The 20,986-nt window shown below is 73.1% G+C and carries 17 protein-coding genes and 1 pseudogene; 5 read left to right on the top strand and 13 right to left on the bottom strand.

Translation table 11 applies throughout. The annotated features are described in order from the left end of the window. Nucleotides 1–130 precede the first annotated feature (130 nt). The 3 genes from ACGFZS_RS40175 to ACGFZS_RS40165 all read left to right on the top strand — a co-directional run bounded on the left by ACGFZS_RS40175 (nucleotide 131) and on the right by ACGFZS_RS40165 (nucleotide 3,806). The gene (locus ACGFZS_RS40175) at nucleotides 131–1,330 is read left to right on the top strand and encodes an acyl-CoA dehydrogenase family protein (protein ID WP_393799285.1); all 1,200 of its coding nucleotides are present in this window, start codon (nucleotides 131–133) and stop codon (nucleotides 1,328–1,330) included. Nucleotides 1,331–1,489: 159 nt separating this feature from the next. Then, the gene (locus ACGFZS_RS40170; RefSeq protein WP_393799284.1) at nucleotides 1,490–2,731 is read left to right on the top strand and encodes a cytochrome P450; all 1,242 of its coding nucleotides are present in this window, start codon (nucleotides 1,490–1,492) and stop codon (nucleotides 2,729–2,731) included. Between the two features lie 28 nt (nucleotides 2,732–2,759). Beyond that, nucleotides 2,760–3,806, top strand: coding sequence for a zinc-binding dehydrogenase (locus tag ACGFZS_RS40165; RefSeq protein ID WP_393799283.1), 1,047 nt, complete (start codon nucleotides 2,760–2,762; stop codon nucleotides 3,804–3,806). A gap of 27 nt (nucleotides 3,807–3,833) precedes the next feature. Here the strand turns inward: ACGFZS_RS40165 and ACGFZS_RS40160 are convergent, their stop codons facing one another. The 10 genes and pseudogenes from ACGFZS_RS40160 to ACGFZS_RS40115 form a co-directional block, all read right to left on the bottom strand. Continuing rightward, nucleotides 3,834–5,471: an OB-fold domain-containing protein gene (locus ACGFZS_RS40160; protein WP_393799282.1), complete on the bottom strand. Its 1,638-nt coding sequence runs from the start codon at nucleotides 5,469–5,471 to the stop codon at nucleotides 3,834–3,836. Beyond that, nucleotides 5,468–6,610: a thiolase family protein gene (locus ACGFZS_RS40155; protein WP_393799281.1), complete on the bottom strand. Its 1,143-nt coding sequence runs from the start codon at nucleotides 6,608–6,610 to the stop codon at nucleotides 5,468–5,470. Before ACGFZS_RS40155 ends, ACGFZS_RS40160 begins: the two co-directional genes overlap by 4 nt. 42 nt (nucleotides 6,611–6,652) lie before the next feature. Further along, nucleotides 6,653–7,756 (bottom strand): annotated as a pseudogene (locus ACGFZS_RS40150) (CaiB/BaiF CoA transferase family protein); the annotation flags it as partial. Nucleotides 7,757–8,061: 305 nt separating this feature from the next. Next, complete coding sequence (locus tag ACGFZS_RS40145) at nucleotides 8,062–8,826, bottom strand: crotonase/enoyl-CoA hydratase family protein (protein WP_393799280.1); 765 nt, start codon at nucleotides 8,824–8,826, stop codon at nucleotides 8,062–8,064. Between the two features lie 2 nt (nucleotides 8,827–8,828). Further along, nucleotides 8,829–10,085 carry a MaoC family dehydratase N-terminal domain-containing protein gene (locus ACGFZS_RS40140; protein WP_393799279.1) on the bottom strand — a complete coding sequence of 419 codons (1,257 nt, stop codon included), beginning with the start codon at nucleotides 10,083–10,085 and terminating at the stop codon, nucleotides 8,829–8,831. Continuing rightward, a complete protein-coding gene (locus ACGFZS_RS40135; RefSeq protein WP_393799278.1) occupies nucleotides 10,082–11,581 on the bottom strand; it encodes a class I adenylate-forming enzyme family protein in 1,500 nt (499 codons plus the stop codon). The genes ACGFZS_RS40140 and ACGFZS_RS40135 overlap by 4 nt, the downstream gene beginning before the upstream one ends. Further along, a complete protein-coding gene (locus ACGFZS_RS40130) occupies nucleotides 11,568–12,821 on the bottom strand; it encodes an acyl-CoA dehydrogenase family protein (protein ID WP_393799277.1) in 1,254 nt (417 codons plus the stop codon). The genes ACGFZS_RS40135 and ACGFZS_RS40130 overlap by 14 nt, the downstream gene beginning before the upstream one ends. After that, nucleotides 12,818–13,285, bottom strand: coding sequence for a VOC family protein (locus tag ACGFZS_RS40125; protein ID WP_393799276.1), 468 nt, complete (start codon nucleotides 13,283–13,285; stop codon nucleotides 12,818–12,820). Before ACGFZS_RS40125 ends, ACGFZS_RS40130 begins: the two co-directional genes overlap by 4 nt. A 10-nt stretch (nucleotides 13,286–13,295) precedes the next feature. Further along, nucleotides 13,296–14,498 (bottom strand): cytochrome P450, encoded by a 1,203-nt coding sequence (locus ACGFZS_RS40120; protein WP_393799275.1) that lies wholly within the window; start codon nucleotides 14,496–14,498, stop codon nucleotides 13,296–13,298. A gap of 25 nt (nucleotides 14,499–14,523) precedes the next feature. Then, nucleotides 14,524–15,756 (bottom strand): CaiB/BaiF CoA transferase family protein, encoded by a 1,233-nt coding sequence (locus ACGFZS_RS40115; RefSeq protein ID WP_393799274.1) that lies wholly within the window; start codon nucleotides 15,754–15,756, stop codon nucleotides 14,524–14,526. A gap of 99 nt (nucleotides 15,757–15,855) precedes the next feature. Between ACGFZS_RS40115 and ACGFZS_RS40110 the strand changes: the two genes are divergently transcribed. Continuing rightward, the gene (locus ACGFZS_RS40110) at nucleotides 15,856–17,175 is read left to right on the top strand and encodes an acyl-CoA dehydrogenase family protein (protein ID WP_393799273.1); all 1,320 of its coding nucleotides are present in this window, start codon (nucleotides 15,856–15,858) and stop codon (nucleotides 17,173–17,175) included. Further along, nucleotides 17,172–17,963 carry an SDR family NAD(P)-dependent oxidoreductase gene (locus ACGFZS_RS40105; RefSeq protein WP_393799272.1) on the top strand — a complete coding sequence of 264 codons (792 nt, stop codon included), beginning with the start codon at nucleotides 17,172–17,174 and terminating at the stop codon, nucleotides 17,961–17,963. Before ACGFZS_RS40110 ends, ACGFZS_RS40105 begins: the two co-directional genes overlap by 4 nt. Nucleotides 17,964–18,088: 125 nt before the next feature. Here the strand turns inward: ACGFZS_RS40105 and ACGFZS_RS40100 are convergent, their stop codons facing one another. The 3 genes from ACGFZS_RS40100 to ACGFZS_RS40090 are packed head-to-tail and all read right to left on the bottom strand — an operon-like array spanning nucleotide 18,089 to nucleotide 20,953. Beyond that, nucleotides 18,089–19,114, bottom strand: a complete 1,026-nt coding sequence (locus tag ACGFZS_RS40100; RefSeq protein WP_393799271.1) for a phosphotransferase family protein — start codon at nucleotides 19,112–19,114, stop codon at nucleotides 18,089–18,091. Next, the gene (locus tag ACGFZS_RS40095) at nucleotides 19,111–20,625 is read right to left on the bottom strand and encodes a class I adenylate-forming enzyme family protein (RefSeq protein WP_393799270.1); all 1,515 of its coding nucleotides are present in this window, start codon (nucleotides 20,623–20,625) and stop codon (nucleotides 19,111–19,113) included. The genes ACGFZS_RS40100 and ACGFZS_RS40095 overlap by 4 nt, the downstream gene beginning before the upstream one ends. Nucleotides 20,626–20,638: 13 nt before the next feature. Beyond that, the gene (locus tag ACGFZS_RS40090; RefSeq protein ID WP_365696077.1) at nucleotides 20,639–20,953 is read right to left on the bottom strand and encodes a hypothetical protein; all 315 of its coding nucleotides are present in this window, start codon (nucleotides 20,951–20,953) and stop codon (nucleotides 20,639–20,641) included. Nucleotides 20,954–20,986: the final 33 nt, after the last annotated feature.

Here is a 20,986-nt window from a genome sequence, read left to right as displayed (position 1 = left end):
CCGACCGGCCGTGCGACGGGCGGGATCGGGTCACTGATTTCGACACAGGCCCTTGGCAGGCGGGCCTGAGCCATGGTTAGAGTACCCTCATTTCGAGATCGCTTGCATGAGGACCGAGGAGCCGGCGGCGATGCGACTGGAACCCACACCCGAACTGGACGCCTTCCGCCGCAAGGTGCGCGCCTTCGTGGCGGAGCACGCGCCGGGCGTCAAGGCACACTCCGGAGTACGGGCACCCGAGCCGGAACTGATGCCGGCGATCCGGGCCTGGACCGCGCGGTTGTACGAGGCGGGGCTGCTCGGCATCGACTGGCCCGTCGAGTACGGCGGCCGGCCCGACGCGCATCCCCTGGAGCCGTCCGTCGTCGCCGAGGAGATCGCCCGCGCCCGCACCTGGGCCCCGGTCGGCGCGGCCTCGCTGGCCTCGGCGGCGCTCGTCGAGTTCGGCAGCGACGCCCAGCGGGCGTATTTCCTGCCCCGGATCCGCTCCTGCGCCGACGTCTGGTGCCAGTTGTTCAGCGAGCCCGAGGCGGGCAGCGACCTGGCCGCGCTGCGCACCCGGGCGCGCCGCGAGGGCGAGGGCGGGGACGCGGTGTTCGTCGTCGACGGCCAGAAGGTGTGGACGACCAACGGCCAGCACGCGGACATGGGTTACCTGCTCGCGCGCACCGACGCCGACGCGCCGAAGCACCGGGGCATCACGGCCTTCGCGCTGGACATGCGCAGCCCCGGGGTCGAGGTGCGGCCGCTGCGCGAGATCACCGGCACCACCGACTTCAACGAGGTCTTCCTGGACGGCGTGCGGATCCCGGCGGCGAACGTGATCGGCCGGGTCGACGACGGCTGGCGGGTGGCGATGAGCAGCCTCGCCCGGGAGCGGTCCGGGGTGGCCGCGCGCGGTGTCGAGCTGTTCGCCGTGCTGGACGACCTGGTGCGGCTCGCCGAGGAGGCGCCGCCCGGCGGCCGGGCCGCGCTCGACGACTCCGCCGCCCGGCAGCGGATCGGCGAACTGGCCGCGCGGGTGCAGGTGAACGCCGCGCTGATCGCCCTCGCGCAGTCGCGGATGCTGCACGGCACGGAGCGGCCCGCGGACGCCCTGCTGGGCAAGGTCTTCTTCAGCGAGCTCAACCACGACCTGGCCGACTTCGGCCTGGGCCTGCAGGGCACCGACGGCCTGCTCACCGAGGGCGACCCGGAGGTGGTCGCGGCGGGCTGGTGGCAGGACGCCCACCTGTACTCACGGGCGTACACGATCGCGGGCGGCGCGAACGAGGTGCTGCGGACACAGATCGCCGAGCGAGGCCTCGGGATGCCCCGGGAACCCCGCTGACCTGGCCGGACGCGCGACGGAAGGGCCTCAGTCCCCTTGAATAGACCGTACGGTCGATACCGGCCACGACCTCCGCCGAACATGCGTCCGCAATATTGATTGTACCGCTCGGTCCACGTATGGTGCCCTCAATTGTGCCGCCGAGAGAACGAGGGAACCATGAGCGAGAGCATCGCCGGGACCGATGCCGCCACGGAGCTGCCGGAGTTTCCGACGCCCCGATCGAGCCAGTGCCCGTTCGCGCCCCCTCCGGGCCTGCTCGCGCTGCACGAGACGGACAAGGACGTCCTGCGCGTCCGCACCTGGGACGGCACCACCCCGTGGCTCGTCACCTCGCACGCCGCACAGCGCGAGCTGATGACCGACCCGCGGCTCAGCGCGAACATCGGTGCCCCCGGCTACCCGCACACGACCGAGGCCATGAAGGCGCACGCGGCGGAGATCCAGCCGTCCATCAACAACACCGACGGTGCCGAGCACACCCGCTGGCGCCGCATGCTGACCAACTCGTTCACCCGGCACCGGATGGAGAAGCTCCGCCCGGAGATCCAGCAGATCACCGACGACCTCATCGACAAGATGCTGGCCGGACCCAACCCGGTCGACCTCAACGAGGCGCTCTCCCTGCCGCTGCCCTCGCTCATGATCTGCGCGCTCCTCGGAGTCCCCTACGAGGACCACGACTTCTTCCAGGAGCACGCCGGGGTCACCAACGCCCGCTTCAAGACCCCCGAGGAGGCGGCCCGGTCCACCGTGGAGGTGCGCCGCTACATCGCCGGGCTCATCGAGGCCAAGATGGACAACCCCGGTGAGGACGTCCTCTCCGACCTCGGCGCGCGGATCAAGGAGGGGGTGCTCTCCATGGAGGAGGCCGCCCCGCTCGGGCACATCCTGCTCGTCGCCGGCCACGACACCAGCGCCAACATGATCACCCTGGGCACCGCGCTGCTGCTGCAGCACCCCGACCAGCTCGCGGCGCTGCGGGAGAACCAGGACGACCCGAAGTACGTGACCAAGGCCGTCGAGGAACTCCTGCGCTACCTGACGATCCCGCACCTGCTGGCCCGGCGGGCCGTGCTGGACGACATCGAGATCGGCGGGGAGACCATCCGCGCCGGCGAGGGCGTCATCGCCTCGCTGCCGGCGGCCAACTGGGACCCGCAGGCCTTCCCCGAGCCCGGCCGGCTCGACCTGACCCGCACCGCGGCGCACCACCACGCGTTCGGCTGGGGTCCGCACCAGTGCGTCGGCCAGCAGCTGGCCCGCATCGAACTGCACGTCGTCTTCAGCACCCTGTTCCGCCGCATCCCGGCCCTGCGGCTCGCGGTCGACGTCTCGGAGCTGAAGTTCAAGGAGGACTCCCAGGCGTACGGCATCTACGAGCTGCCCGTCACCTGGTGACCGGCGCCCCGGGAAAGGAGACATCCACATGGCGACGATGAAATCCGTCCGGACCGGCACGGAGAAGGACACGGTCGAGGTCGTGGAGTCCGAGCGTCCGGTGCCGGGCCCCAGGGACGTGGTGGTCAGGATCCGCGCCTGCGGGATCTGCGGCACCGACACCTTCTTCGTCCACGCGGGCGGCACCCCGTACAACGCCGACGGCTCGGTGGAGCCGCTGCTGCTCGGGCACGAACCGGCCGGCGAGATCGCGGAGCTGGGCGCCGAGGTCACCGGGCTGAAGGTCGGCGACCGGGTGGTGGTGAACCCGCAGGGCGTGCCCTCGGGGATCATCGGCTGCGGCGGCGCGCACGGCGGGATGAGCGAGTACCTGCTGCTGGAGGACGCGGAGATCGGCCGGACCCTCGCCGTCTTCCCGGACACCGTGCCCTTCGCCGTCGCCTCGCTCAACGAGCCGATGGCGGTCGCCCGGCACTGCGTCAACCGGTCCGGGGCGCGCCCCGACGACAAGGTCGTGGTCTTCGGTGCCGGGCCCATCGGGCTGGGCGTCACCATCTGGCTGAAGCTGCGCGGGGTCGGGCACGTGGTCGTCGCCGACGTCATCCCCGAGCGGCTGGAGACCGCGCTGGCCGTCGGCGCCGACGCGGTGATCCACTCCGGCACCGAGGACGTCACCGCGCGGCTGACCGCACTGCACGGCGAGGCGGCCAACGCCCTCGGGCAGCCTCGCGCCGGCACCGACATCTACATCGACGCCGCCGGTGTCGCCGCCGTCTTCAACACCACCGTCGACGCGGCCAAGTGGGGCGCCAAGCTGGTGATGGTCGCCGTGCAGAAGCCCTCCGACGCGATCGACCTCGGCGGGATGCTGCGCAGCGAACTCACCCTCATCGCCTCCCAGGGGTACCCGACCGAGATCTTCGAGGTGACGGCGGAACTCGCCGAGCACCAGGAACGGTTCGCCCGGCTGATCAGTCACCGGGTGCCGTTCGCCGAGGTGCACCGGGCCTTCGAGCTGGCGCTCACTCCCGGCGCCGCCGAGAAGGTCGTCGTCACCTACGACGACGAGGCCTGAGCGAGTGCTGCTGCGGACGGCGAGTTCCTACTCCGCCGTCCGCAGCAGCATCGCCCCGGACGGCACTCCCCCGCCCGCCGTGACCACCGCGACGCGGGCGCCCTCGACCTGACGGCCCGGGGCGTCCCCGCGCAGTTGCAGCATCGCCTCGCGGACGAAGCCGTAGCCGTGCAGGCGGCCGGCGGAGAGCTGGCCGCCGTGCGGGTTCAGCGGGAGCCGTCCGTCCAGGGAGATGGTCTTGCCGTCGCCGATGAAGTCGGTCGCCTCGCCCGGCCCGCAGAAGCCGAGGCCCTCCATCCAGGACAGGGCGTTGAAGGTGAACCCGTCGTAGAGCAGGGCCACGTCGACGTCCGCGGGGGTGAGGTCGGTACGGGTCCAGACGTGTGCGGCGGGGCCGCGGGACTGCGGCAGGTGGGTCAGGGTGTCCTGGTCCCAGCTGAGCCGTTCGAGGACGGCCGTACCGACGGACTCGACCAGCACCGGCGGCCGGGGGCGGTCGTACGCCGTCTCGATCGCGGAGACGACGACGGCCACCGCTCCGTCGCACGGCACGTCGCAGTCGTAGAGCCCGAACGGGGTCGTGATCATACGGGCGTCGAAGTAGTCGTCGAGGGTCATCGGATCGCGGTGCAGGGCCTCCGGGTTGCGGCCGGCGTTGGTCCGCGCGGTGACCGCGATCGCGCCGAGGGCCTCGCGGCCGACGCCGTAGCGGTGCAGGTAGTGGGAGGCGTGGCAGCCGATCCACTGCGCGGCCGACATCGCCCCGAAGGGGGCCCGGAACTCGAACATGCCGGTGGCCGGGCCGCCGCCGGACTGCCGGCGCCCGGCCCGCACCAGGGCGCTGTGGGAGGACTCCCACACCGTGCGGAAGCAGAGCACGTGCCGGCAGAGCCCGGCCGCGACCGCGAGCATCCCGGCGGTGATCGAGCCGATCTGGCCCGGCACCTCGCGGGCGCCGTTGACCCAGGTGGGGCGCAGCTGGAGGGCCTCGGTGAGGGCGGTGACACCGCCCTCGCTCATGCCGTCGGGGCTGGGCCCCGGGTAGGTGGAGAGCCCGTCGATCTCGTCCAGGTCGAGTCCCGCGTCCGCGACCGCGGCCAGGCAGGCGTCGACGGTCAGGGAGAGCGGATCGACCATCAGACGGCGGCCCACGCGCGACTGGCCGACACCGGTCAGGGCCACTCTGTCCTCGTACTTGTCCGGGGAGGCCATGGGCCGGGCACGCACCTCGCGCGGTTGCGGCAGCGGCCCGGGGCCCTCTGCCCCCGGATCCGGTTCGAACAGCGGGAGGTGCACGTCGTCGTGGTGCTCGAAGCGGACGCGGACGCGCAGGCCGACCTTCACCTCGTCCGGGTCGCAGCCCACGATGTTGGTGGTCAGGCGGGCCCGGTCGTCCTCGGCGAGGGCGACCACCGCGACGACGTACGGCGGCGGGAAATCGGGCAGCCAGGTCTGGTGGTTGACGCTGAAGCCGACCACGACCGCCCTGCCGGAGACCGGGGCGAGGGCCACGGAACGGCCGCGGCAGGACGGGCACACCGGCAGCGGCGGGTGGAAGTACCGGTCGCAGTCGGCGCAGTGCGGGATCCGGAGCACGCCGTCGGCGCCGGAGGCCCAGAACTCGGCGCTGGCGAGCGTGGGTTGGGGCAGCGGGCGGGTCGTCACAGCAGCTCGACGATGGTCGCGTTGGCCGTGCCGCCGCCCTCGCACATGGTCTGGAGGCCGTAGCGGAGGTTCTCCCGGCGCATCCGGGCCAGCAGCCGGGTCATCAGGATGGCGCCGGAGCCGCCGAGCGGATGGCCGACGGCGATCGCCCCGCCGAGCGGGTTGAGCCGCCCCGGGTCGGCGCCGGTCTCGGCGAGCCACGCCAACGGCACCGGGGCGAAGGCCTCGTTGACCTCGTAGGCGCCGATGTCGTCCAGGGAGAGCCCGGAGCGGCGCAGCACCTTCTCGGTGGCGGGGACCGGGCCGAGGAGCATGGTGATCGGGTCGGCGCCGCTGACCGCTCCGCTGTGGTAGCGGGCGATCGGGGTCAGGCCGAGGTCGCGGGCCCGCTCCGGGGTGGTGACGAGGAGGGCGGCGGCCCCGTCGGAGATCTGGGACGAGTTGCCGGCGTGGATCACACCGTCCTCCTGGAACGACGGCTTGAGCCGGGCCAGCGTCCCGGGCGAGGTGCCCCGCCGCAGCCCTTCGTCCGTGGCGAACTTGGTGCCGTCGACGTCGATCGGCACGAGGTGGTCGTCGAAGACGCCCGAGTCGATCGCCGCGGCGGCCTTCGCGTGCGACTCGGAGGCGAACGCGTCGAGGCGGGCCCGGCTGAACCCGTACCGTTCGGCGATCAGTTCGGCGCCGATGCCCTGGCTGAACTCGGCGCCGCCGTAACGGGCGATGGCGGCGGGACCGTACGGCTGCCCGGTCGTACGGTGCGAGCCGAGCGGCACCCTGCTCATGGTCTCGACACCGCCCGCGACCACCAGGTCGTACTGGCCGGCCATGACGGCGTGCGCGGCCTGGTCGACGGCCTGCTGGCTGGATCCGCAGGCCCGGTTGACCGTGACGGCCGGGACGTGCTCGGGCCAGCCCGCGGCGAGCACCGCGAACCGGCCGACGTTGCTGGACTGGTCGCCGATCTGGGTGACGCAGCCCCAGACCACGTCGTCCACGGTGCCGGGGTCGATGCCGGTGCGCCGCACCAGCGCCTTGAGCACCTCGGCCGACAGGTCCGCCGCGTGCACCGGTGCCAGCGAGCCGTTGCGCTTGCCGATCGGGGTGCGTACGGCGTCGACGATGACGGCGTCTCGCATGACAACTCCTAGGTCTGGTCGTCGGGGCACCGGGTTCCCGGGTCAGCCGGGGAACGGCACGCCCCAGTCGCGGAACACGGCTCGGGTGTCGGCGCCGACGGCCGGTGCCGTCGGGCCGGGGCGGGCGGGGGTCTCCGAGAAACGGGGGGCCGCGGCGGGCTGGAGCACGCCGTCGCGGGTGAACAGGCTGGCTCGGGCGGCCAGTTGGGGGTGGGCCGCCGCCTCGGTCAGGCTCAGCACGGGCGCCACGCAGGCGTCGGTGCCCTCGAACAGCGTCGCCCACTCGTCCCGGGTGCGCTCCGCGAAGCGCTTCGCCAGCAGGTCCCGCAGCTCGGGCCAGGCCGCTCGGTCGTGCTGCCGGTCCGGGTCCACACCGAGGTCGAGCATCTCCACGAGACTTCGGTAGAACTTCCGCTCCAGCGCGCCGACGGCGACATGGCGGCCGTCCTTCGTCTCGTACACGGCGTAGAAGGGCCAGCCGCCGTCGAACCGGTTGACGCCCCGCTCGTCGCGCCACTCGTCGCGGGCGAGCTTGGCGAAGGTGCTGGCGAGCAGGTGGGCGGTGCCGTCGACGATGGCCGCGTCGACGACCTGGCCGGCGCCGGTGCGGCCGACGGCGTGCAGGGCGGCCAGCACGCCGATCACGAGGTAGCAGCCGCCGCCCCCGAAGTCGCCGACGAGGTTCAGCGGGATCCGCGGCGGGCCGCCCGCCTCGCCGATGGCGCCGAGCGCGCCGGTCAGCGCGATGTAGGTGATGTCGTGTCCGGCCGCGGCGGCCAGCGGCCCGTCCTGGCCCCAGCCGGTCATCCGCCCGTAGACCAGGCGGGGGTTGCGGGCCAGGCAGGCGTGCGGTCCGATGCCGAGCCGCTCCGTGACACCGGGCCGGAACCCCTCGATCAGCACGTCCGCGCGCGCTACGAGGCCCAGCAGCGCGTCGATCGCGGCGGGCTCCTTCAGGTCCAGTACGACCGACCGCTTCCCCCGGTCCAGCACGGCCGCCGGTCCACCCGCGTCCGCGTCCCCCTCCCGCCCTGGCCGGTCCACCCGCACGACCTCCGCCCCCAGATCCGCGAGAAACATCCCGGCGAACGGCCCCGGCCCGATACCGCCGAGCTCCAGAACCCGGCATCCGGCAAGCGGACCGGAAACGCCGGCCGCCCCCGCGGCACGGTGGGCATCCCCGGCACGGTCGGCATCCCCAAAACGGTCGGCATCCCCAAAACGGTCGGCATCCGCGGCACGGTCGGCATCCCCAAAACGGTCGGTGCCCTCGGCACGGCTGGCGTCCCCGGCACGGCTGGTGCTCTTGCCCCGGCCGACGTCATCGCGTCGGCTGGCGTCCTCATGCCGGCCAGCGGTCCAGGCCCCGCCGGTGATCCCGGCCCCGCCGGTACTTCCGGCCGCGCCGGTGGTCCCAGCCCCGCCAGTGATCCCCGCCCCTGGCGTCATCCTCAGCGGCCCTTCCAGGACGGCAGGCGCTTCTCCGCGAAGGCCGCGGCGCCTTCCCTGCCGTCCTCGGACTGGAAGACGGGCTCGGCGATGTCGAACTGTTTGTTCCAGGCCTCGTCGAGGGTCCAGTCGGCGGTGGAGCGGGCGATCTGTTTCGTGGCCGCGACCGCAAGGGGGCCGTTCGCGGCGATGGTGGCCGCGAGTTCGAGGGCGCCGTCCAGTGCGCCGCCCTCGTCGGTGAGCCGGTTGACGAGGCCGTACGAGGCGGCGCGTTCGGCGTCGATCGGCCGGCCGGTGAGCAGGAGTTCGAGGGCGATCGCGTACGGGATGCGGCGCGGCAGATGGAGCGCTGCGCCCGCGCGGGCGACCAGTGAGCGGGTCACCTCGGGCACGCCGAGCCGGGCGGTGCGGGCGGCGACGACAAGGTCGCAGGCGAGCAGCAGTTCGAAGCCGCCCGCCAGGGCCCAGCCCTCGACGGCGGCGATCAGCGGCTTGCGCGGCGGCGTCATACTGATCCCGCACAGGCCGCGGCCCTCGATCGCGGGGGTCTCGCCGCGCAGCCACGCCTTGAGGTCCATGCCCGCCGAGAACGTGCCGCCCGCGCCGGTGAGCACGCCGACCCGCAGCTCGTCCGACTCGTCCAGTTCGTCGACCGCGGCCGCCACCCCCTCGGCCACCGCCGCGTCCAACGCGTTCTTCACCGCCGGGCGGTTGACCGTGATGAGCTGCACCGCGCCACGGCGCTCCACCAGTACCTCGTCGGACACGCCTACCTCCTTGGATGGTCGCCGGTCACGGCGAATCGGGTCAGTTCATGGGCGACCATGCCGTCGAGGTCCGCCGCGGGCGGCGCGGGGAGTTCGACGGCCCGGTCGCGGGTGGGCAGCAGGACGACGGCCGTGCCCGGCGTGGTGACCTCGCCCCGCTGGTTCTCGCAGCGCACCTCGACGTCGACCTCGGCGCGGCCGTCCGCCAGGCGTTTGCCGACGACCGTGCCGCGCACCCAGGTGGTGTCGCCGAGGTAGTTGAACCTGCGGTGCTCGCACCGGAGTTTCCACAGCCAGCCGTCGTCGCCGATCCAGTCGGTGAGCAGGTGGCACAGCCAGGTCTCGCGCATGCCGCCGTAGTCGTAGGGGGCCGGCAGGCCCAGTTCCCGGGCCCGCTCCGGTTCCCAGTGCAGGCGCTGCACGGTGTCGGGGACGTTCAGCGGGTTCGGCGGGTAGAGCCCGGGCGCCTTGCGCCGGACCCGCGCGGCGATCCCGAACGCGCCGGGCGGGGTGAGCTGCATGCCCCAGCCCAGGTGCCACACCACCACGTCGGTGGTGGTCAGCGGCCCCTTCACCCGGGGCTGGAGCTCCTCGCCGATCTCGACGTCCTCCCAGTACCTGGGCTCGGCGCCGCGCCGGGTCTCGGCCGCGTAGGCGGCGTCGATCTCCGCCAACTCGGCTGCAGCGTAGGGCTGTTGGACGAGCTGTTCCGTTGCCCGCTGCTTCGAGGTGTGCCGTTCGGCGTTGATCCAGGTGCCCCGGCGCAGCGCGTGCGGCTCGCCGCGTCCGTTGGCGTAGAGGTAGTCGTTGACGACGTGGGCGGTACGGCCGCCGAAGCGGCTGGGCTTGAGGGTCACGCCCACCTGGGTCTGCAGCACCCGGCAGCGGTCGCCCCGGCGCAGCGGGCGCCACCACTCGAACTCCATCACCGCCTGGTAGGAGCCGAGCCCGGCGAAGGGGTCGCCCCTGAGGAGTGCCTTGGTCTCGGCGTCGGGCGGCGGGGCGGCGTCCTCGCCCATCGTGTAGAGGAAGGTGGGCGGTGCGATCAGGTCGCCCCAGCGGGTGCCGGCCGCGTAGTCGGGGTCGCAGTACAGGGGGTTGTCGTCGCCGTAGCCGTAGGCGAAGTGGCGGGCGCCGTCCCAGGTCACCTCGTGGTTGTGCGGCGGGTTGCGCTGCGGCCGGGGGATGCCGAGGCGGCGCCGGGAGCGCTCGACCGCCTCGTCGGTGAGGACGCCGTACCGCTCCTCGGTGTCGGTCATCGCCGTTCCTCCTTCAGTCCCAGCCGGTCCCTGACCAGTCCCAGCAGTTCCACCCGGCTGACCTTGCCCGAGGGGGTCCGGGGCAGTGCGCCGAGGACGACGATGTGCGCGGGCACCTCGTAGGGGGTGAGCCGGCCTCGGCACAGGGCGACGAGTTCGGCGGGGTCCGGGGCGGGCCGGGCCGGCTCGGCCTCGACCGCCGCGACGGGCACCTCGCCGAGCCGCGCGTCCGGCAGTCCGGCCACGGCCGCCTCCCGTACGGCCGGGTGCGACTCCAGGACGCGGGCGACCGTCTCCGGCTGCACCTTGAAGCCGCCGCGGATGATCGCGTCGTCGGCGCGCCCCTCGATCCAGACGAAACGGTCGGCGTCGATCCGGGCGAGGTCGCTGGTGCGTACCCACACCCGGCCGCCGTGGGTGCTCTGCTCGGTCCTGACCTCCAGCAGGCCCGTCCGCCCGACGGGCAGCTCGGCGCCGTCCTCGCCGGTCACCCGCAGGTCGACGCCGTCGAAGGCGCGCCCGGCGCTGCCCGCCTTCCGCCGCCACCAGCGTTCGTGCAGCGGCAGCGTCCAGCCGGCCACCGCCCCGGCGAACTCGGTCGCCCCGTAGGTCATCAGGACGGGCACGCCGTACGTACGGTGGAACGCGTCGGCCAGTTCGGCCGGGCAGGGCGCGGTGCCGGAGGTGACGACCTGGAGGCTCGCCAGCCGTTCCTTGGGCACCCCGGCGTCGAGCACCGCGCGGATCGCGGCCGGGACCAGGCTCGCCGCCCGCAGCCGGTGCCGTTCCACCGCTGCGGCCCAGGGTTCGACGGCGAACTTGGGCATCAGCAGCATGCGGCGGCCGGTCGCGAGGCAGGCGAGCGCCCGCCACAGGCCGCCGATGTGCACGAGCGGGCTGGACACGAGCGAGGCCGACGCCGACAGCAGGCGCTCCGCCTTGGGGGTCTGGCCGCCGGAGACCAGCGCGTGGTCGAGCTGGGCGATGCGCAGGTGGATCCGTTTCGGGGGGCCGGTGGTGCCGGAGGTGAGCATCTCCACGGCGACGTCGGGGTTGGCGGGGGCGTCGGCGGGGGCGCTGCCGCCGGCGGGCCGCACGGTGCCGTCCGGGCCGAGTTCGAGCGCCGCGCCGTGGGCGGTCACCGCGGCGGACACGCCCGCGCGGGCCAGCGGTTCGGCACCGGCGACCACGACGGGCGGCGCACAGCGCTCGACGTCGGCCGCGAGCCGCTCGGCCGGCTGCAGCGGGCTCAGCATCACCAGGCAGCGCCCGGAGGCGATCACCGCGGCGACCACGGCGACGTGCTCGGGGCGGTTCTCCAGGACGACGCCGACCCGGCCGCCGGGCGGCAGGCCCGCCTCGTCGAGGAGCGCCGTGACGGCGCCCGCGGTCGCGCGGACCTGTCCCCAGGTCCACCACTCGCCGTCGTACTCGATCGCCTGGGCGTCGGCGGCGGCTTCGCCGAGCAGCCGGGACAGACGGTCACGGATTCCCACGTGATCGGCCTTTCGTCGCCTGGGGCGCGGAGATCCCGACCAGTCCGGCCAGCCGCCGGCGGTGCGCCGCCGGGCTGCCGAGGAGCTGCTCGGAGGACTTCGCGCGTTTCAGATGGAGGTGGGCGTCGTGCTCCCACGTGTAGCCGATGCCGCCGTGGATCTGGATGTTCTCCTTGGCCGCGTGAGTGTGGGCGTCCGCGCAGCAGACGGCGGCGACCGCGGCGGCCGTGGACAGCGGCGACTCGCCCGCCTCCTCCGACCGCGGCGGGTCCGCCGCCACGGACAGCGCGTGGTAGACCGCCGACCGTGCCGCCTCGACCTTCACCAGCGTGTCGGCGCACTTGTGCTTGACCGCCTGGAAGGAGCCGATGGGCCGCCCGAACTGCACCCGGACCTTGGCGTACGCCACGGCCGCGTCCAGGCACGCCTGGGCTCCGCCGGCCTGTTCGGCGGCCAGCGCCACCAGCGCGAGGTCGGTCACCCGGCGCAGATACGCGGTGGCGGCCGGGCCCGCCGGGCCGACCGGCAGTGCCGGGGCGCCGTCGAGGTCGATCCGGGCCAGGCGCCGGGTCGGGTCGAGCGTCTCCAGCCGGGTGCGGGTCACTCCGGGCGCCGTGCCCTCCACGGCGAACAGCCGGGGTCCGCCGGCCGCGCGGGCCACGACCAGGACGAGGTCGGCGCTGTGGCCGTCGACGACGAACATCTTCGTGCCGGACACCCGGTGGCCGGCACCGTCGCCATTACTGTCGCTGTCGCTGTCGGGCACGGCCTCGGCCCGCACGTCCTCGGCATGCCAGGATCCGCTCTCCTCGGCGAGCGCCAGCGTGCCGGTCAGCGACCCGTCGGCGACGGCGGGCAGCCAGTGTGCCTTGGCCGTCTCGTCGCCGGAGGCCGCGAGGGCCTGGCCGGCCAGGGCCACGGTCGCGAAGTACGGGGAGGGCAGCAGGGTCCGGCCCAACTCCTCCAGGACCAGGCCCAGTTCGACGGGGCCGCCGCCGAAGCCGCCGTACTCCTCGGGCAACGCCAGTCCGAGCAGGCCGAGTTCGTCCGCCATCCGCCGCCAGAGCAGCGGATCGTGTCCGTCCGCGGACTCCATGGAGCGGCGCACGGCCTCGCTGGGCGCCTTGTCCGCGAGGAAGCGGCGCAGGGTGGCGCGGAGTTGCTCGTGCTCCTCGGTGAAGGCCGCTGTCGTGTCCTTCCCGTCCCCGGCCGCCGCCGTGGCGGTCGCGTCGGCCGTCACCGGGGCGTCTTCGACCGCAGATAGGCGGCGAGGTCGGGGATCCGGGTGCGGTCCACGATCTCGACGCGGATGCCGGAGGGGGCCAGGTGGTAGGCGAAGACCGACGGTTCGCCGTCGATCACCGCGCAGGCCTCCAGGGCGAAGCCCGCCTCCGCCAGCCGTTTCGACGTGGCCGCCAGGTCGTCGCAGAAGTAGCCGAGGTGGTGGGTGGCGATGTGTTCGGCCGCCGTCCACGGGGTGCCGGGGATCTCCTGGACGAGTTCGATGTGCGGGGCGTCCAGGGAGTAGGTGTAGCGGAGGTTGAGCACCCGGTCGCCGTCCGCCAGCCGCACCGGCAGCTCGGCGGACATGGTCTCGGTCCACCGGTACCCGGCGACCTCGCTCATCCGGGCCTTCCAGGCCTCCACGTCGTCGACGACGATCCCGGTGTGGTAGAGGTCCGCCGCTCGCAGGGGATGTGTCATGGCCGGTGCCTCACCACTCCAGCCGGAGCGACTTGATGCCGTACATGTTGCCGTGCTGCCACAGCTCCTGGCCGGGGGCGACCCGGTAGTCGGGGATGCGCCGGTGCCACTCCTCGACCGCCACGTTGAGCTCCAGGCGGGCGAGGTGCGAGCCGAGGCAGCGGTGCGGTCCCGAGCCGAACGCGATGTGGTTGGTGGCCGTGCGGTGCAGGTCCACCTCCAGCGGGTGCTCGTACCGTCCGGGGTCGCGGTTGGTGACGGCGAGCGGGAGCATCACCATCTCGCCCGCGCGGACCGGGCAGCCGCCGACCTCGACGTCCCGGGTCGCCTTGCGGGCCGGGACGACGAACGAGTAGACGCGCAGGATCTCCTCGACCGCGGTCGGGATCAGCGAGGGATCGGCGAGGATCTCGGCGCGCTGCTCCGGGTGCGTGGCGAAGTGGTACAGCGCCCAGCCGATCGAGATGGGCACGGTGTCGAAGCCGGCCTGGAACATCAGAACGCAGAAGGCGTGCATGTCCCGGTCGTTGATGGGCTCGCCGTCGATCTCCCAGGTCATGGCGTGCGAGAGCAGGTCGTCCAGGGGGGTCCTGCGGCGCAGGGCGATCTGTTCGTCGAAGTACGCCGACACCTCCCGCATGGCGGTCAGCTGCCGGGCGCCGTCCGGGTCCTCGGCATGCGAGAGATGCAGCAGCTCGCGGGTCCAGGCGAGGAAGGTGGCCAGGTCCTCCTCGGGCAGGCCCATCAGACGCATGAAGATCAGGGTCGGGAAGCGGCGCGCGAACTCGTCGAGCACGTCGGCGCCGTCGAGTTCCCCGAGGCCGTCGATCAGTTCCGCGGCGGTCCGGCGGACCTCCGGTTCGCGGGCGGCAACCGCGCCCGGGGAGAAGAAGCGGCCGAGCAGGCGCCGCCACACGCTGTGGGTGGGCGGGTCCAGCATCTCCGGTATCCACAGGAACTTCGGGTCCGGTTCGAGTGCCGTCACCGACTTGTTGGAGAAGGTCCGCCAGTCCTGGAGCGCCTGCTGCACGGCCGGGCCGTCCGTGACGACCCAGAAGCCGCGCGCGACGGTGCTGCGGAACCCGCCGTGGGTGCCGGCCATCTCGTCCCAGCGCTCCTGGTGGCTGAGGACGGGGCCGCCGAGCCGGTTGTCGAAATGGTAGGCGGGCAGGCCCTCGTACGTTCCCTCGGACTCGTCGAGCGTCGTCCCCATCACGGCTCCTTTCGTCGTACGTCCGTCACGTCGCCGCGCCGTCGATCTTGAGCGCGATGAGCTCGTCGTCGCCGAGGCCGAGCGAGCGCAGGACCTCGTCGGTGTGTTCCGCGAACTGCGGTGCCCGGGTGAGGACGGCCGGGGTCTCGTCGAACTGGACGGGATTGGCGACCAGTTCACGGTCGACGCCGTCGGCGTCCACCACGGGCGCGATGAGACCGTTGGCCCGCAGGGCGGGATCCTGGCCCACCTCCCAGGAGTTCTGCACCGCCGACCACTGCCCCTCGCCCCGGGAGAGGATCTCCACCCACTGGGCGTAGGGCCGGGAGGCGATCAGACCGGCGACGATCTCGGCGGCCTCGGCCGCGTTCGCCATCAGCTTCTCGGTGCTGTCGAACCGTTCGTCGGCGCCGAGTTCCTCACGGCCGGCCAGCTTGCAGAACTCGGCCCAGTAGCGGCCCGGTTGCAGCATGGACAGTTCGATCCAGCGGCCGTCGGCGGTGGGGTAGGCGCCGATGAGCGGGTTGGTGGCCGAGCCGTAGCGGGGCTGGGTCTTCACCGGGAGCGGGCCGCCGGTCAGCAGCGCCAGGTTGACGGTGAACTGGGTCGCCCAGGCACCGACCCCGATCAGGGACACGTCCACGACGGAGGGTTCGCCGGTGGTGGCCCGGGAGTAGAGGGCCGCGGCGATGCCGCCGGCGATGGTCATGCCGCCCATCGAGTCGCCGTAGGCGCCGGCCGGCATCCGGGTCATGCGGTCGGCGCCGGGCGGGGTGACCCCGGCGGCGCTGCCGCCGCGCGCCCAGAAGGCCGTGCTGTCGTAGCCGCCCTTGCCGGCCTCCTCGCCGCGGGTGCCGAAGCCGCTTCCCCGGACGTAGATGATGTCGGGGTTGACCGCCCGGACGTCCTCCAGCTCGATCCGCAGCCTCTTGCGCGCGTCGGGCAGGAAGTTGGTGAGGAACACGTCGCTGGAGCGGATCAGTTCCTCGAGGACGGGCCGCGCCGAGGGCTTCTCCAGGGCGAGGCCGACGCTGCGCTTGCCCCGGTTGGGCCCCTCCATGATCGGGAAGAAGGACGACCCCGCGCTGGCCGCCTCGTAACCGAGCACCCGCACCAGCCCGCGCTGGGCGTCGCCGCGCTCGGCGTGCTCGATCTTGATCACGTCAGCACCCCAGTCGGCCAGCACGGCACCCGCCGCTGGGACGAAGGTGAACTGCGCGACTTCGAGCACCCGCACGCCCTCCATCGGCCTCTGCATCCGACCAGACCTCCCGAATCTCGCTATTGCGCATACCCAATCGGCCTCTTGCCGCTTCGAGTATGGACCGAGGCCGCCAAAAAGTATACTGTTTTCGCCATGCTGGATTTCACGATCGAACCTGACTTCCAGGCCAAGCTCGACTGGGCGGCCGCCTTCGTCCGCGAGGAGGTCGAGCCCCTCGACCTCCTGTTCCCGCACGGCGGCGACCCGTACGACACCGGCAACGAGAAGGCCCGCGCGATCCTCAGGCCGTTGCAGGAACAGGTCCGGGAGCAGGGCCTGTGGGCCTGCCACCTGGGCCCCGAACTGGGCGGCCCCGGCTACGGCCAGGTGAAGCTCGCCCTGCTCAACGAGATACTCGGCCGCTCCTACTGGGCGCCGACGGTCTTCGGCACCGCCGCTCCCGACACCGGGAACGCCGAGATCCTCGCGATGTTCGGCACCGAGCGGCAGAAGGCCGACTATCTGCAGCCCCTGCTGGACGGCGAGATCGTCTCCACCTTCTCGATGACCGAGCCGCAGGCGGGCGCCGACCCCAAGGAGTTCACGTGCCGCGCCTGGCGGGACGGCGACGAGTGGGTGATCGACGGGGAGAAGTGGTTCTCCTCCAACGCCCGGTACGCGGCCTTCCTCATCGTCATGGCCGTCACCGACCCGGACGCGCCCCCGCACCGGCGCATGTCGATGCTCATCGTGCCGTCCGGGACGCCCGGCATCGAGATCAAGCGCAACGTCGGCACCATGGACGAGCGGGAGAACCTCGACGAGGGCATCCACGCCTACATCCGCTACCACCAGGTCCGCGTACCGCTCGACGCCATGCTCGGCGGCCCCGGCGAGGGCTTCGCGGTCGCCCAGGCCCGGCTCGGCGGCGGCCGGGTGCACCACGCGATGCGCACCGTGGGCAAGTGCACGCGCGCCTTCGACATGATGTGCGAGCGGGCGCTGTCCCGTCGTACCCAGGGCACCCTGCTGGCCGACAAGCAGGCGGTGCAGCAGTTCATCGCGGATTCCTGGGTGGAGCTGCAGCAGTTCCGGCTGCTCGTGCTGCACACCGCCTGGATCATCGACACCCAGCCGCACGGTGCCGCCCGCACCCAGATCGCGATGTGCAAGGTGCAGACGGCGAAGGTGCTGCACGACATCGTCCAGCGGGCGGTGCACCTGCACGGCTCGCTGGGCACCACGGGCGAACTCCCGCTCGCCAAGTGGTGGATGGCCGCCCCGAACCTGGCCCTGGCCGACGGCCCGACCGAGGTGCACCGCACCACGATCGCCAAGCAGGTCCTCAGGAACCACCGGCCGGCCGAGGGGCTGTTCCCCAGCGAGCACATCCCGCCGAAGCTGGAGGCGGCCCGCAAGCGCTACGCCCACATCATCGAGGACGACGGGCTCAGCGGCCGGGTGGACGGGTGACCGGCGAACGCGACGCGGGCGGCCGCGACGCCAAGTCCATCGCCCCGGCGGACCTGTTCGACCTGTCCGGGAAGGTCGCGCTCGTCACCGGTGGCAGCCGGGGGCTGGGCCGGGAGATGGTGCGGGCCTTCGCGACCGCGGGCGCGGACGTGGTGATCGCGAGCCGCAAGTCCGAGGCCTGCGAGACGGTCGCGGCGGAGGTCCGCGCCCTCGGCCGGCGCGCGCTGCCGGTCGCCGCGCACGTCGGCCACTGGGACGACCTCGGCCGGCTCGCGGACCTCGCGTACGAGGAGTTCGGACACGTCGACGTCCTCGTCAACAACGCCGGGATGTCCCCGCTGGCCCCCTCCTCGGCGGGGACCGGCGAGGAACTCTTCGACAAGGTGATCGGCGTCAACTTCAAGGGCCCGTTCCGGCTCGCCTCGCTGATCGGAGAGCGGATGGCCGAGGGCGACGGCGGCTCGATCATCAACATCTCGTCCTCCGGGGCGCTCTTCCCCCAGCCTCGGTTCGGCCCCTACGCCGGCGCCAAGGCCGCGCTGAACGCCCTGACGACCGTCTTCGCCCTGGAGTACGGCCCCACGGTGCGCGTCAACACGATCTCGGCGGGGCCGTTCCTGACGGACATCTCCAAGGCGTGGACCGAGGAGAAGCGACAGACCGCGCGCAGCGCGGCGGGCCGGCCGGGGCGGCCGGAGGAGATCATCAGCACGGCGCTGTACCTGGCGAGCGACGCGTCGAGTTACACGACGGGGTCACTGATCCGGGTGGACGGCGGCCTGTACTGAAAACAGTGCGGGTGCGTGGGGGCTGGTCGCGCAGTTCCCCGCGCCCCTAAAGACCGGGCGCGCCCCATGCTTTTAGGGGCGCGGGGAACTGCGCGAGCAACCACGACGCACCCGCAGCCGACGAACTACCGCAGCAGTTCGATCGCTTCCGCCAGCAGCACTGGCAAGGCCGGCGCCATCCGCCGATGCATGTCCGTCACCCGCCCCGCCTTCCGCCCCCGCTTGATCAGCAGGGCCGTCGCCGCCGCCTCCTTGTACTTCGTCAGCGCCTCGAACCAGGCCATGTCACGGAGCGGTCCGCCCCGAGCCTCCTGGTACGCGTCGATGAGTTCGGCCTTCCCGGGCATCCCCGTCGGCTCGTCGGAGACGGACGCCGGGTGGTGGGCCTCGTCCGTGAAGAAGGTCAGCCAGGTGATGTCGACGCGGGGGTCGCCGAGCGACCAGATCTCCCAGTCGATGACCGCGTTCACCCGGTCGGCGTCGCACAGGGTGTTGCCGAGCCGGTAGTCGCCGTGGGTGACCACCGGCATCATCGCGGCGGGCGCGGTCGCCCGCAGCCGTGCCTCGACGGCCTCGCAGCCGGCCCGCAGATCCTCGGGAACGGTGGTGAACGCACGTGCCCAGCGGTCGATCTCGGCGCCGGGGGTGACGACGGGCTCCACCGCCAGCGCGGTCCGCTTGGGGTCCACGCGGTGCAGGCGGGCCAGCATCCGGGCCGCGTCGAGCGCACGGGCCCGTACCTGCGCGGCCGGCACGGTACCGCGCGGCACGAGCACCGGCTCCACGCACTGTCCGGGCACCAGCTCCATCGCCACGAAGGGCTGCTGGGCCGTCGGGGCACCCTTGTCGGAGAACAGCACCTTCGGCACGCGGACGCCGGGTACCCCGGTCAGCACCTGCATGAGCCGCGCCTGGCGCAGGACGTCCCGGTTGCGGACCGGTTCCAGGCCGGGCGGGGCCACCTTGAGGACGACGCGCTCGTGGCCGGCGGGGGCACCCGCCAGCGTGGCCACGTAGGTGAGGCTCGATGTGCCGCCGGCCAGCGGCTCGACCGACTCCACCGTGGCCTCGGGCGCCCAGCCGCGCAGGGCGACGGCGGTGCGCCGCGCGAGTTCGGCGGTCAGGTCCGGGCTGTCGGCGAGGACGCTCATGCGCCGGCCCCCGTCCGGTTCCCGGCGGTCAGCGCCTCGACGATGTCACGCCGGATCAGCTTGCCGGTGGGGGTGCGGGGCAGTTCGGGCCAGCGCGTGATGCGCTCCGGGGTCTTGGAGCCGCGCAGCGTGGCGCGCACCTGGGCCCGCAGGGACTCCGGGTCGACGCTCACCCCGTCGCGCAGGACGACCACCGCCTCGATGCGCTGGCCCCACTCCTCGTCGGGCAGGCCGACGACGACCGCGTCGAGCACGTCCGGGTGGCCGAGCAGGACGTCCTCGATCTCGGCGGGCGCGATGTTCTCGGCGCCGCGGATGATCGTGTCGTCGGCCCGGCCCTCGATGTGGAGGTAGCCGTCGTGGTCGAGGCGGCCCCGGTCGCGGGTGTGGAAGAAGCCCCGCTCGTCGACGGCGGAGCCGCCTCCCGCGTACTCCCCCGAGACCTGCTCGCCGCGCACCCAGATCTGCCCGGTCTCGCCGGGGGCCGCCACCGCGCCGGACGGGTCGCGGACCTCCAGTTCGACGCCCGGCACCGGCAGTCCGGCCGAGCCGAGCCGGGCCCGTACCGCGGGGTCGTCGCTGGCGACGGCCGTACGGTGCTCCCGCGGGCCCAGGACGGTGATGGTGGAGGAGGTCTCGGTGAGCCCGTAGGCGTTCACGAAGTCCACGTGCGGCCAGGCCCGCAGCGCGGTCTCCACGACCCGGACCGGCATCCGGGCCCCGCCGTAGGCGAGCGCGCGCAGCGAGGGCACCGACCGGTCGAGCCCGGCCGTGTCCATGATGCGGGCGAGCATCGTCGGGACGACCATCGCGTTGGTGATCCGCTGCCGCCGCACCAGGTCGAGCCAGCCCTCCGGGGTGAACTGCTCCAGGGTGACGGCCCGGCGCCCCGCGTACAGGTTCGTCAGCACGTTCGACACGGCGGCGATGTGGTACGGCGGGACGCTCACCAGTGCCGCCTCGTCGGGGCCGGCTCCGGCGAACTCCACGGTGCCGAGCACGTACGACACCAGGTTGTGGTGGCGCAGGACGACGCCCTTGGGCGCGGCGGTGGTCCCGCTCGTGTAGATCAGGACGGCCGGGGCGCCGGGGACCACCGGGTCGGCGTCGGCCCGCGGGTCTGTCTGCCCGGCCGCCCGGTCGAGCCACTCGGCGGGGCTGAGGACCGGCAGTCCCGCGCGCCGCAGCGCCGCGTCGTGCGCCGGGTCGGCGATGCCCAGCGCGCGGGGGTGGTTCGCCAGCAGGGCGTCGAGCTGGGCGTCACCGAGGCGGTAGTTGACCGGGACCAGGGGTACTCCGGCGCCGGCGGCCGCGAAGAGCGCGGCGGGCAGGGCCGGGCCGTTGACCGCGAGGTAGACGATCGCGTCGGCTTCGGCGGAGCGGATCAACCCGGCGCCGCCCGCGGCCAGTTCACGCAGCCGCGCGGCGGTCAGGCCGTCGTCCGCGCGTCCGACGACGACCCGGTCGCCGAAGCCCTCGGCGGCCATGTCCAGGAGCATCGATATGTTCACGGGCCGCCGCCCCTCAGTCCGAGGCCGGGAGCGGCTTGGCGGACTTCATCGGCAGCGGGACGCCGTTGACCGTCAGGGTGCCCGGTCCGGGCTTGGTGCACAGGAGTTCCACACCGAGTTCGTCGTCGGCGTACCGCTTCCCGAGCAGCGCGCCGCCGCTCAGGCCGGGGTCCGGGGTACCGGCGGCGGCTCCCGCGCCCTTCCCGTCGCCCTCGACCATGGCGGCTCCGCCGCAGCCGATCTCCACTTCCCCGTCCGGGCACCGGACGACGATCACCGCCGTCGTGTCGACCGTACTGGCGAGCATCTGACCCACGCGTGGCCTCATCGCAGTGTCCTCCGCGGCTCTCGTGGCGCCGAA

The sequence above is a fragment of the Streptomyces sp. NPDC048288 genome, assembly GCF_043201555.1.
Lineage (GTDB): Bacteria > Actinomycetota > Actinomycetes > Streptomycetales > Streptomycetaceae > Streptomyces.
Note: the sequence above shows the minus strand (reverse complement) of the source record. Positions and strands in the feature narration are given on the sequence as shown.